The sequence below is a fragment of the Alloalcanivorax marinus genome (genome assembly GCF_016906305.1).
Taxonomy (GTDB): domain Bacteria; phylum Pseudomonadota; class Gammaproteobacteria; order Pseudomonadales; family Alcanivoracaceae; genus Alloalcanivorax; species Alloalcanivorax marinus.
Genome location: NZ_JADDOL010000003.1, coordinates 219,156 through 229,996 on the forward strand (window position 1 = coordinate 219,156; position 10,841 = coordinate 229,996).

Consider the following 10,841-nt stretch of genomic DNA (forward strand, 5'->3'; position numbering starts at 1 on the left):
GCGGCCCGTATAAGGATCACTCAGTCCCGGGCGCCGGCGATCACCGCCAGCACGTCACACTGAATCAGGAATTTGGATTCCACCGGGTTCTGAATGGCGTGCCGGGCCGGACGGGACTCCGGATCCGGAAACATGCTCAGCCATTGCTCGTTGAGAACGTCGCGCTGGGAGCGGTCCTGCATCCACACCGTCATCTTCAGAATGTCGTCGGTGCCGCCGCCGGCGGCCTCGACGATATTGCGCACGTGCTGAAACATGAATGCGCACTGCGCTTTCAGGTCGGCCCCCAGTTCCCCGGTGGCCGGGTCGGTGCCGTTGATCACGCCGGTGGCCATCAGGTCCCCGATCCGGCTGGCCGCCGGGATCGGGTTCTGGTGGGAGAAGCCGGCGCTGTGAACGCTCTGGCGTCGTGACATTGTCAGGGTCCTTGTGATGAAGCGGCTTAACGGTGGATGTTGGCGCCGCGGATCAGGGTGCCCCAGCGGTCGTATTCCTTCTGCAGGAAGGACTGGAAGTCCGGCACGCTCATGGCGCGGGCTTCGGCGCCGGCGGTCTCGAACTTCTCCACCACCGCGGGATCCGCGAGGATCTTTTCCAGGGCCTGGTTCAGTTGGTTGACGATCTTGTCCGGGGTGCCGGCGGGGGCGAACAGGCCGGTGAAGGTCTCGGACACCGCGTCTTCGTAGCCCAGCTCTTTCAGGGTGGGGACGTCGGGCAGGGCGGCCAGGCGCTCCGGGGAGGTCACCGCCAGGGCGGTCAGCTTGCCGCTGGTCACGTACTGCTTGGCCACGGTGAGCTGGTCGAAGTTGAAGTCCACGCGGCCGCCCAGCAGGTCGGTGGTGGCCGGGGCATTGCCCTTGTAGTGCACGGTCAGCCACTCGGTCTTCAGCAGGCGCTGCATCATTTCGCTGATCAGGTGGTTCTGGGTGCCGGCGCCGGGGGAGGCCATGGCCAGCTCACCGGGGTGTTCCTGGGCGTACTTGAACAGCTGCTCGGCGCTTTCCATGCCCAGCTCCGGGTTGGTCTGCAGCACCAGCGGCACGAACGAGATCGAGCCGATCGGCGCGAAATCGTCTTTCCAGTAGTAGTTGTCCTTGCGGAACAGCATGGGGCTGAACAGCACCGGGCCGTTGGGGGCCACGAACAGGGTGTAGCCGTCCGCGTCGGACTTGACCACATAGGAGGCGGCGATCATGCCGCCGGCGCCGGGGCGGTTCTCCACCACGAACGGCTGGCCGAATTCCTTTTCCAAACCGTCGGCCACGATGCGCGCGGCCAGGTCCACGTTGCCGCCGGGCGGGTAGGGCACCACCAGGTGAACGGGTTTGGTGGGCCAGTCCGCGGCCTGGGCACCCACGCCCAGGCAAAGCAGCATCAACAGGGTGGTCAAACGTTGGAATAAACGCATGGTTTTTATTCTCCTTCCTGTGCCTGGCGTCCGAAGACGACGCCGGCTTCAAGTGGTTGTGCGGGTGAAGGGGTACTTTCCTGAATCCGGCGCCGGGGCGGCAACCGTTAAATCCCGGGAAGGTCCACATAATGGACGCCGGCGTTCATCACCCGATGGACGTGCCACGCAGGATACTCGGAAATGCGCGTATACCGGGTCATGGCGAAGTCCGGTTATGATTAAAACGTCCATATGGTGGACACTATGGTCCGCGTCGTGTTGATTCCCCACAGGCTCCCTCTTAGCTTTCCTGCTACCCCATCGAGCGGCCGGTCGACTGCCAGGAGAATAAATATGCAAATCGACACTGATTCCCTGTCGCCGCAGGAATGCTACCGCCTGATCAGCGGCATCGTGGTGCCCAGGCCGATTGCCTGGATCACCACCCGGTCCCCGGAAGGCGTGGTCAATCTGGCGCCTTTCAGTTGCTTTACCTTCGTGTCCAACAGCCCGCTGATGGTGGGCATCAACATCGGTCGCAAGGCCGGTCGCGAGAAGGACACCGCCCGTAATATCCGTGCCCTGGACCAGTTCGTGGTCAACATCGCCGACTGGACCATGGTCGAGGACGTGCACGCCAGCGCGGTGGAATACGAGGCCCATGAAAGCGAGGTGGAAAGCCTCGGCCTGACGGTACTGCCCTCGGTGACGGTGGCCCCGCCCCGTCTGCAAAAGGCGCCCATCAGCCTGGAATGCCAGCTGCACAGTGTCACCGGCTACGGCGACACCGGCGCCGAGTTCTTCGTCGGCCGGGTGACCCGCATCCACGTCAGCGACCGCCTCTACGAGGACGGCCGCATCGACACCCGCGCCCTGCAGCCGGTGTGCCGCATCGCCGGCGCCAACTACGCCACCCTGGGCGAGATCCGCCAGCTCAAACCGGTGGCGCAGACGCCCAAGAGCGTCATCGAGCCGGGCTCATGAAGGGCGACGACGGCCTGCCGCCGGACACCGGGGTGATGGAACCGCCCCGTGGCGAAGCCGGCGAGGGCGGCAAGACCCTGGGCGCGCGCAGCATCCGCCGGGCGGTGGCGATCCTGCGCATCCTCGCCACCGGCCAGGAACACGGCGTGCGGATCACCGACATCGTTCACCAGACCGGCCTCAACCGGCCCACGGTGCACCGCATCCTGCGCGTGCTGATCGAGGAAGAGGCGGTGGAGCAGGACCCCAACACCCGCCGCTACATGGTCGGGCCGGAAGTATCCCTGCTGGGCCTGTCCCGGGCCGCCCGAGTGCCGGTGAAATCGGTGGCGGAGCCCTACCTGCGGCACATCGCCGAGCAGTGCGGCGACAGCGTCTTTCTCACCATCCGCAGCGGCTTCGACTCCATCTGCGTGGACCGCAAGACCGGCAATTACCCGGTCAAGGTGCTGTCCATCGAGGTGGGCGCGCGCCGGCCGCTGGGTGTCAGCGTGTCCGGCCTGGTGCTGTTGGCCTTCGCCGAGCCGGACGACAGCGAGGAAGTGCTGCAGGGCAACGAGCAACGCCTGGTGAGCCACGGCCTGAAGCTGGACGAAGTGCGCCGCCGCATCACCGAAACCCGCTCCCTGGGCTACGCCTACAGCGAAGTGGGCGTGGTGCCCGGCACCCGCGCCCTGGCGCTGCCGGTGTTCGACGCCGACCAGCAGCTGGTGGCGTCGGTGGCGGTGTCGGCCATGGCCGACCGCCTGAGCCCGGAGCGCCTGGCGATTCTGGTGCCGCTGATCCGCCGCCAGACCGAGCTGATTGCCCAGCGGCTCAGTGAAATTCATACCCGCCGCCGTTAACGACTTCAGGAGAAACCATGACATCCGTGACCCTGCGCCCCGGAGGGCGCCCGCTGAGCGGTGCCGTTTACGGCTGCCTGCTCAACGTCCAGGACGAACTGGACCGGCTCGGTGACGCCATCAACGAGGCGCCCTACAACGGCGCCCCCACCGGCCCGGTGATGTACGTGAAAACCCCGAACACCCAGGTGGCCGACGGCACCCCGGTGGTGCTGTCCGCCGACGTGGACCAGGTGCGCGTGGGCGCCACCCTGGGCGTGGTGATCAAGGACACCCTGACCCGCGCCAGCGCCGACCAGGCCCGCGCCGCCATCGCCGGTTACACGCTGGTCAACGACCTCACCGTGCCCCACGACAGCCTGTTCCGGCATCCGCTCAAACAGAAGTGCCGGGACGGTTTCTGCCCCATTGGCCCGTGCCTGGTGGACGCCGCCGATCTGCCGGACCCGGACGGTCTTACCGTGCGCGCCCTGATCAATGGCGAATGCCGTCAGCAATGGAGCCTGGCCGAACTGGTGCGCCCGGTGGCCACGCTGCTCGCCGACATCTCCGATTTCACCAGCCTCTACCCCGGCGATCTGATCCTGGTGGGTATGTCCCCGGACGCGCCGCTGGCCGGCGCCGGCGACACCGTGGCGGTGGAAATCGACGGCATCGGCCGTCTGCAAAATACGCTGGTGGCGGAAGGGGAGAGCGCCCGATGAAACAAGCACGTATCGCCTTTGAAGGCCGCGTACAGCAGGCCTGGGAAGACCACGGCAAGGTGCGGCTGGCGGATGGCCGCCGCCTGGACGAACGCGAAGTGACCTGGCTGCCGCCGGTGACCCCGGGCGCCATTTTCGCCCTGGGCCTGAACTACGCCGACCATGCCGCCGAGATCGCGTTCAAGGCACCGGAAGAGCCGATGGTATTCCTCAAGGGCGCCAACACCCTGGTGGGCCACCGCGCCTTCACGCCGCGCCCCACCGACGCCACCAACATGCACTATGAGTGCGAGCTGGCCATCGTGGTCGGCAAGCCGGCGCGCAACGTGGCCAAGGCCGACGCCTACCACTACATCGCCGGCTACACCGTGGCCAACGACTATGCCGTGCGCAATTACCTGGAAGGGTTTTACCGGCCCAACTTCCGCATCAAGAGCCGGGACAACTGCACCCCCATCGGCCCCTGGCTGGTGGACGCGGCGGACATTCCCGACCCCATGAATCTGCGCCTGACCACCCGCGTCAACGGCGAAACCACCCAGGAAGGGTCCACCAAGGACATGCTCTTCGACGTGCCCTTCCTGATCGAATATTTCAGCGCCTTCATGACCCTGCAGCCCGGCGACGTGATTCTCACCGGCACCCCCAAGGGCACCGTCAACGTGATGCCCGGCGACGAAGTGGTCACCGAGATCGAGGGCATCGGCGCGCTGCACAACACCATTATCGAGAGGAAGGCCTGATGCTGGACGATGCCGCCATTCGTGACGCGGCGGAGCGGCTTGACCGCGCCGAACGCGAACGCACCCAGATCGACCATCTGACCCTGCAATACCCGGACATCGGTTTCCCCGAAGCCTACGCCATCCAGCGCCAGTGGGTGGACATGAAGGTGGCCCGGGGCCGCCGGGTGATGGGCCACAAGATCGGCCTCACCTCCCGGGCCATGCAGATGTCCGCGCGCATCGATGAACCGGACTACGGCGTGCTGCTCGACGACATGTTCTTCGAGGACAACGCCGAGATCGAAGTGGACCGCTTTATCGTGCCGCGCCTGGAAGTGGAGCTGGCGTTCGTGCTGAAAGAGGACCTCAGCGGTCCCGACTGCACCGTGCTCGACGTGATGCGCGCCACCGAATACGTGATTCCGGCGCTGGAGATCATCGACGCCCGGGTGCGCCAGGTGGACCCGGCCAGCGGCGCGCCGCGCAAGGTGTTCGACACCATTTCCGACAACGCCGCCAACGCCGGCGTGGTGCTGGGCGGGCGCACCATCCGCCCGTTCGACATCGACCTGCGCTGGAGCGCGGCGGTGTGCAGCCGCAATGGTCTGGTGGAGGAAACCGGCGTGGCCGCCGGGGTGCTCGGCCACCCGGCCAAGGGCATCGCCTGGCTGGCCAACAAGCTGGCTCCCCACGGCGTCACCCTGAAAGCCGGCGAGATCGTGCTGGCCGGTTCCTTCACCCGTCCGGTGGCGGCGTCCGCCGGCGATACCTTCCACGTGGACTACGGCCCGCTCGGCGCGCTGGGTCTGCGCTTCGTCTGACAGGAGGCGTCATGGATCTTCCGGTCAATACCTTCAAACAGGCGCTGGTCGAAGGCCGCACCCAGATCGGTTTGTGGTGCGCCCTGGCGGATGCCTACGGCACCGAGATCGGCGCCGCCGCCGGTTTCGACTGGCTGCTGATCGACGGCGAGCACGGCCCCAACGATGTGCGTTCGATCCTGGCGCAACTGCAGGCGGTGGCACCGTACCCGACCCATCCGGTGGTGCGTCCGGTGAACGGCGACGCGGACACCCTTAAACCGCTGCTGGACGCCGGCGTGCAAACCCTGCTGGTGCCGATGGTGGAAAGCGCCGACCAGGCGCGGGCCATCGTCCAGGCCACCCGCTACCCGCCCCACGGGCGCCGGGGCGTGGGCGCCGGTCTGGCACGGGCCTCGCGCTGGGGCCGGGTGCCGGACTATGTGCATCGCTGCCACGAACAGCTGTGCGTGCTGGTGCAGGTGGAAAGCCGTGCCGGCCTGGACCACCTGGACGAGATCGCCGCCGTGGACGGCGTGGACGGTGTGTTCATCGGCGCCGCCGACCTGGGCGCCGATCTGGGCTATCTGGGCCAGCCCGGCCATCCGGAGGTGAACGCGGCGGTGCTGGACGCGTTCCGGCGCATTCAGGCGGCGGGCAAACCCGCCGGCGCGCTGACCGTCAACGAGGACCTGGCTCGCGAGCATCTCGCTGCCGGCTGCCGGTTCCTGGCCGTGGGCGCCGATGCCGCCCTGCTGGCCCGTGCCACGGACGCGCTGTCGCGCCGCTTCAAGGACCATTTGTCGCCGTCCCAGGCCGGCGGTTACTGACTCTGTTCTCACTACGCGCGTTGCGCCTCGGAGGAGAATAATAAATGGCACGTTCCATTAATTGGTTGCAGGTGTGCGCGGCGCTGCTGCTCGGCCTGCTTGGTCTCTACGTGATTGTCCAGGGCAGCGGCTACGACATGGGGTCGTTGCGCCGCATGGGCCCGGGTTTCTTCCCGGTCATGATCGGCTCGGTGCTGGTGCTGTTCGCCGTGCTGCTGGTACTGGAAGTGTGGCATTCGGAGAAAGAAAAGAATTTCTGGATTCCACGGCCGATTCTCACCATTACCGCCGGTTTCGTGGCCTTCGCCGCGTTGCTGGAGCGGGCCGGGCTGGTGCCCGCCACGGTGGCGCTGGTACTGCTGGTGTCGCTGGCGGAAAAGCCGGTGCGGCCGGTGGCGGCGGTGGCCACCGCGGTGGGGCTGAGCGTGCTCGGCGTCCTGGTATTCGTTTACGGCTTCGGCATTCCGGTGTCGGCGTTCGAGTGGTGATCTGATGGATATCCTTCACAATCTGGCGCTCGGCGCCGAGGTCGCGTTTTCCTGGCAAGGCCTGCTGTTCTGTTTCGTGGGCGTGCTGGTGGGTACCTTCGTGGGCGTGCTGCCCGGCATCGGGCCGCTGGCGGCCATTTCCCTGGCCCTGCCGATGACCTATTACCTGTCTCCGCCGATCGCGCTGATCATGCTGGCGGGGATTTTCTACGGCGCCCAGTACGGCGGCTCCATCGCCGCCATTCTGCTTAACCTGCCGGGCACGGCGTCGGCGGCGGTGACCTGTATCGACGGCAATCAGATGACCAAGCAGGGCCGCGCCGGCGTGGCCCTGTTCACCGCCGCCATCTCGTCGTTCTGCGGTGGCATCGTGGCGATCTTCATGGTGCTCGGGTTCACGCCCATGATCGCGTCCTTCGCCATGGACTTCGGCTCGATGGACTATTTCTCGATCATGCTGCTGGGCCTGGTGGCGGCGTCCACCCTGTCGGTGGGCTCGCCGCTCAAGGGCATGACCATGGTGATGCTGGGCATCGCCCTGGGCCTGGTGGGCACCGACGACACCTCCGGCACCGAGCGCTTCACGTTCGGCGCGCTGGCCCTGTCCGACGGCATCAGTCTGGTGGCCCTGGCCATGGGCCTGTTCGGGGTGGGGGAGATCCTCGCCAATCTGGGCCAGGAGAAGCGCGCCCCGCTCAAGGCCAGTGGCCTGACCTTCAAATCCATGCTGCCCAAACGGCACGAATGGCAAGGCCTGTGGAAGACCATCCTGCGTGGTTCCGGCATCGGTGCCTTCGTCGGCGCGCTGCCCGGTTCCGGTCCGGCGATTGCCGCCTTCATGGCCTATGCCTCGGAAAAGAAACTGGCCAGGAACCCGGAGAAATTCGGCCAGGGTGAGCTGCGCGGCGTGGCCTCCCCAGAGTCCGCCAACAACGCGGCGGTGCAGGCGGCCTTCATTCCCACCCTGAGCCTGGGCATTCCCGGCGACGCGGTGATGGCGGTGCTGCTTGGCGCCATGATTCTGCACGGTATCTCCCCGGGGCCGGAACTGGTGACCAGCAATCCGGAGATGTTCTGGGGCCTGGTGGTGAGCTTTGGCGTCGGCAACATCATGCTGCTGGTGCTGAACCTGCCGCTGATCCGGGTGTGGGTGCGCATGTTGTCGATTCCCTATCACGTGCTGTACCCGGCCATGCTGTTCTTTATCTGCATCGGCGTGTTCTCGGTGCGCTCCAGCGTGTTCGACATCTACACCGCGCTGTTCTTCGGGGTGATCGGCTATTTCCTGATTCGCCTGCGTTTCCCGGCGGCGCCGCTGCTGCTCGGCTTTATTCTCGGGCCGATGATGGAGGTGCACTTCCGCCGCGCGCTGCTGCTGTCCCGGGGCGATTACTGGACCTTCTTCGACAGCATTCCGAGTACCGTTTTTCTGATTCTCACCGCGCTGTTCCTGGTGCTGCCGCTGTGGGCCGCGTTCCGCAAGCGCACCGCGCGCACGGCCAACCTGGGAGATTGATCGACCATGCGTAACAACTTTATCGCCGGCGCCTGGACCCGGGGCGCCGGCGCCCGGCCCGACATCAACCCGTCCGATACCACAGACGTGATCGACGAGTACGCCCAGGCCGACGCCGACCAGACCCGCCAGGCCATCGCCGCCGCCCGGGCCGCCTTCCCGGCCTGGCGCCGCGCGGGTATCCAGGCCCGCGCCGAGGCCCTGGATTTCATCGGTCTGGAACTGGCCGCCCGCAAGGAAGAACTGGGCCGGCTGCTGTCCCGGGAAGAGGGCAAGACCCTGCCGGAAGGCATCGCCGAGGTGAACCGGGCGGCGCAGATTTTCCGGTTCTTCGCCGGCGAGGTGTTGCGCCCCGGCGGCGAGACCCTGCCGTCGGTGCGGCCCGGCCTGGACGTGCACATCACCCGGGAACCGGTGGGCGTGGTGGGCATTATCACGCCCTGGAATTTCCCGATCGCGATTCCCGCCTGGAAGATCGCGCCGGCCCTGGCGTACGGCAACTGCGTGGTGTTCAAGCCCGCCGACCTGGTGCCCGGCTCGGCCTGGGCCCTGGCCGAGATCATCAGCCGCAGCGGCCTGCCGGAGGGCGTGTTCAACCTGACCATGGGGCGTGGCGGCGTGGTCGGCCAGACCCTGCTGGAAAGCCCGGACGTCAACGCCATCACCTTCACCGGTTCCGGCACCACCGGCGCCCGGGTGATGGCCACCGCCGGCGCCCGCTTCGCCAAGCTGCAGCTGGAGATGGGCGGCAAGAACCCGCTGGTGGTGCTCGACGACGCCGAGCTGGAGCGGGCCGTGGAGGTGGCGGTGCAGGGCGCCTACTTCTCCACCGGTCAGCGTTGCACCGCCTCGTCCCGGTTCATCGTCGAGAAAGGCATTTACGGGCGCTTCGTGGACGGTGTGCAACAGCGCCTGGCCGGTCTGAAGGTGGACCACGCCCTGGGCGAGGGCACCGACATCGGCCCGGTGGTGGACCAGAGCCAGCTCGATCAGGACCTGGGCTACGTGGACATCGGCCGCGAGGAAGGCGCCCGTCTGGTGTGCGGCGGCGAGCGTCTGCAACGGGACAGCGACGGTTTCTACATGGCGCCGGCCCTGTTCGCCGACGCCGCGCCGGACATGCGCATCGCCCGGGAGGAAATCTTCGGCCCGGTGGCCTGCGCGATTCCGGCGGACGATTACGAGCACGCCCTGGCGCTGGCCAACGACACGGAGTTCGGCCTGTCGGCGGGCATCTGCACCTCGTCCCTGAAACACGCCAGCCATTTCCGCCACCACGCGGAAGCCGGCATGGTGATGGTCAACACCCCCACCGCCGGCGTGGACTTCCACGTGCCGTTCGGCGGCCGCAAGGGCTCCAGCTATGGGTCCCGGGAGCAGGGCCGCTACGCCGCCGAATTCTTCACCACGGTGAAAACCGCCTACGTGGCGCCCTGAGCGCCACCCGGGCCTGCCCGGACTTCGGCGTCACGGCGCCAGATGCTAAGCTGCCTTTCCCACATCGAAGCACGACGCGAAGGAAAGGACATCATGGACGATCGCAGAACCTTCCAGGTGTGCTCCGCGATTCTGCTGGTGGTGATGGCGCTGCTGGCGGTGTCGCCGGTGGAGCGGGGCACCTGGCTCATGGAAAACGCGGTGGTGGCGGTGACGCTGGTGGCGCTGTGGGCGGGCCGGCGCTGGTTCCGTTTCTCCGCCACCGGCTACGGCCTGATCACCCTGTTTCTGGTGCTGCACGAAATCGGTGCCCACTACACCTATTCGAAGGTGCCCTACGACGCCTGGGCCCAGTGGGCCTTCGGCTTCAGCCCGGATCGGCTGATGGGCTGGCAGCGCAACCAGTACGACCGCTTGCTGCACGGTCTCTACGGGCTGCTGCTGGTGCTGCCGCTGCGCGAGCTGTGCCGCGACGGCATCGGCATCCGGCCGGGCTGGGCCGGGTTTTTCGCCTTCTCCCTGATTCTCGCCTCGTCGCTGATCTACGAATTGATCGAATGGAGCGCGGCGGTGCTGTTCGGTGACGGCAGCGCCGCTTTTCTGGGCACCCAGGGGGACCCCTGGGATGCCCAGAAAGATATGGCCCTGGCCATGGTCGGCGCGCTCCTGATGCTGTCCCTGGCGGCGCTCGCCGCCGGCCGCCGCCGGCCCGCGGCGCCGGCCCCCGATGCCACCGGCAAGGAGTGGTCATGAGTTACCAACCGGAATACCTGCCCGAGACCCTGGACCGCGCCGCCGTGGACGCCCACGCCGGCCCGCGGGTGCTGGAGTTTGGCACCAATTGGTGCGGCCATTGCCGGGCGGCGCAGCCCGCCATTGAAGCGGTGCTGAGCGACCACCCGGACCTGGAACACATCAAGGTGGAAGACGGCAAGGGGCGACCCCTGGGCCGCTCGTTCCGCGTCAAGCTGTGGCCCACGCTGATCTTTCTGCGCGACGGCGAGGAAGTGGCCCGGGTGGTGCGCCCTCGTGACAGCGCCGAGATCCGTGAGGCCCTGGCGCGCATCACCGCCTGACCGCGGCTTCAGCCGCGATCAGCCCGGCGGCGGGCGACACTCGCAT

Annotated in this window: 13 protein-coding genes; 11 read left to right on the forward strand and 2 right to left on the reverse strand. The window is 67.1% G+C overall.

Annotated elements, in window-relative coordinates; translation table 11 throughout:
- Positions 1-20: 20 nt before the first annotated feature.
- Together IM760_RS04025 and IM760_RS04030 are read right to left on the reverse strand one after the other, a co-directional pair.
- A complete protein-coding gene (locus IM760_RS04025) occupies positions 21-416 on the reverse strand; it encodes a RidA family protein (protein WP_204427239.1) in 396 nt (131 codons plus the stop codon).
- Positions 417-442: 26 nt separating this feature from the next.
- Entirely contained in the window at positions 443-1,408 is a 966-nt protein-coding gene (locus tag IM760_RS04030; protein ID WP_204427240.1) for a Bug family tripartite tricarboxylate transporter substrate binding protein, read from the reverse strand.
- A 336-nt stretch (positions 1,409-1,744) separates the two neighbouring features.
- Between IM760_RS04030 and IM760_RS04035 the strand changes: the two genes are divergently transcribed.
- From IM760_RS04035 to IM760_RS04085, 11 genes are all read left to right on the forward strand, one after another.
- A complete protein-coding gene (locus IM760_RS04035; protein WP_204427241.1) occupies positions 1,745-2,374 on the forward strand; it encodes a flavin reductase family protein in 630 nt (209 codons plus the stop codon).
- Positions 2,371-3,219, forward strand: coding sequence for an IclR family transcriptional regulator (locus IM760_RS04040; protein ID WP_204427242.1), 849 nt, complete (start codon positions 2,371-2,373; stop codon positions 3,217-3,219). Before IM760_RS04035 ends, IM760_RS04040 begins: the two co-directional genes overlap by 4 nt.
- 17 nt (positions 3,220-3,236) lie before the next feature.
- Complete coding sequence (locus tag IM760_RS04045) at positions 3,237-3,923, forward strand: fumarylacetoacetate hydrolase family protein (RefSeq protein ID WP_204427243.1); 687 nt, start codon at positions 3,237-3,239, stop codon at positions 3,921-3,923.
- Positions 3,920-4,666, forward strand: a complete 747-nt coding sequence (locus IM760_RS04050) for a fumarylacetoacetate hydrolase family protein (RefSeq protein ID WP_204427244.1) — start codon at positions 3,920-3,922, stop codon at positions 4,664-4,666. The genes IM760_RS04045 and IM760_RS04050 overlap by 4 nt, the downstream gene beginning before the upstream one ends.
- Entirely contained in the window at positions 4,666-5,469 is an 804-nt protein-coding gene (gene hpaH, locus IM760_RS04055; RefSeq protein WP_204427245.1) for a 2-oxo-hept-4-ene-1,7-dioate hydratase, read from the forward strand. Before IM760_RS04050 ends, hpaH begins: the two co-directional genes overlap by 1 nt.
- Before the next feature lie 11 nt (positions 5,470-5,480).
- Complete coding sequence (hpaI, locus tag IM760_RS04060; RefSeq protein ID WP_204427246.1) at positions 5,481-6,278, forward strand: 4-hydroxy-2-oxoheptanedioate aldolase; 798 nt, start codon at positions 5,481-5,483, stop codon at positions 6,276-6,278.
- A 44-nt stretch (positions 6,279-6,322) separates the two neighbouring features.
- Positions 6,323-6,766, forward strand: a complete 444-nt coding sequence (locus IM760_RS04065; RefSeq protein WP_204427247.1) for a tripartite tricarboxylate transporter TctB family protein — start codon at positions 6,323-6,325, stop codon at positions 6,764-6,766.
- A gap of 4 nt (positions 6,767-6,770) precedes the next feature.
- Positions 6,771-8,282 carry a tripartite tricarboxylate transporter permease gene (locus tag IM760_RS04070; RefSeq protein ID WP_204427248.1) on the forward strand — a complete coding sequence of 504 codons (1,512 nt, stop codon included), beginning with the start codon at positions 6,771-6,773 and terminating at the stop codon, positions 8,280-8,282.
- Between the two features lie 6 nt (positions 8,283-8,288).
- The gene (locus IM760_RS04075) at positions 8,289-9,719 is read left to right on the forward strand and encodes an aldehyde dehydrogenase family protein (protein WP_204427249.1); all 1,431 of its coding nucleotides are present in this window, start codon (positions 8,289-8,291) and stop codon (positions 9,717-9,719) included.
- A 93-nt stretch (positions 9,720-9,812) separates the two neighbouring features.
- Positions 9,813-10,472, forward strand: coding sequence for a DUF2238 domain-containing protein (locus IM760_RS04080; protein ID WP_204427250.1), 660 nt, complete (start codon positions 9,813-9,815; stop codon positions 10,470-10,472).
- Positions 10,469-10,795 (forward strand): thioredoxin family protein, encoded by a 327-nt coding sequence (locus IM760_RS04085; RefSeq protein ID WP_204427251.1) that lies wholly within the window; start codon positions 10,469-10,471, stop codon positions 10,793-10,795. The genes IM760_RS04080 and IM760_RS04085 overlap by 4 nt, the downstream gene beginning before the upstream one ends.
- Positions 10,796-10,841: the final 46 nt, after the last annotated feature.

Coding starts and splice junctions, on each gene's coding strand:
- IM760_RS04035 (WP_204427241.1), top strand. CDS start 1,745: ATGCAAATCGACACTGATTCCCTGTCGCCGCAGGAATGCTACCGCCTG.
- IM760_RS04025 (WP_204427239.1), bottom strand. CDS start 416: ATGTCACGACGCCAGAGCGTTCACAGCGCCGGCTTCTCCCACCAGAAC.
- hpaI (WP_204427246.1), top strand. CDS start 5,481: ATGGATCTTCCGGTCAATACCTTCAAACAGGCGCTGGTCGAAGGCCGC.
- IM760_RS04040 (WP_204427242.1), top strand. CDS start 2,371: ATGAAGGGCGACGACGGCCTGCCGCCGGACACCGGGGTGATGGAACCG.
- IM760_RS04080 (WP_204427250.1), top strand. CDS start 9,813: ATGGACGATCGCAGAACCTTCCAGGTGTGCTCCGCGATTCTGCTGGTG.
- IM760_RS04085 (WP_204427251.1), top strand. CDS start 10,469: ATGAGTTACCAACCGGAATACCTGCCCGAGACCCTGGACCGCGCCGCC.
- IM760_RS04065 (WP_204427247.1), top strand. CDS start 6,323: ATGGCACGTTCCATTAATTGGTTGCAGGTGTGCGCGGCGCTGCTGCTC.
- IM760_RS04050 (WP_204427244.1), top strand. CDS start 3,920: ATGAAACAAGCACGTATCGCCTTTGAAGGCCGCGTACAGCAGGCCTGG.
- IM760_RS04030 (WP_204427240.1), bottom strand. CDS start 1,408: ATGCGTTTATTCCAACGTTTGACCACCCTGTTGATGCTGCTTTGCCTG.
- IM760_RS04075 (WP_204427249.1), top strand. CDS start 8,289: ATGCGTAACAACTTTATCGCCGGCGCCTGGACCCGGGGCGCCGGCGCC.
- hpaH (WP_204427245.1), top strand. CDS start 4,666: ATGCTGGACGATGCCGCCATTCGTGACGCGGCGGAGCGGCTTGACCGC.
- IM760_RS04045 (WP_204427243.1), top strand. CDS start 3,237: ATGACATCCGTGACCCTGCGCCCCGGAGGGCGCCCGCTGAGCGGTGCC.
- IM760_RS04070 (WP_204427248.1), top strand. CDS start 6,771: ATGGATATCCTTCACAATCTGGCGCTCGGCGCCGAGGTCGCGTTTTCC.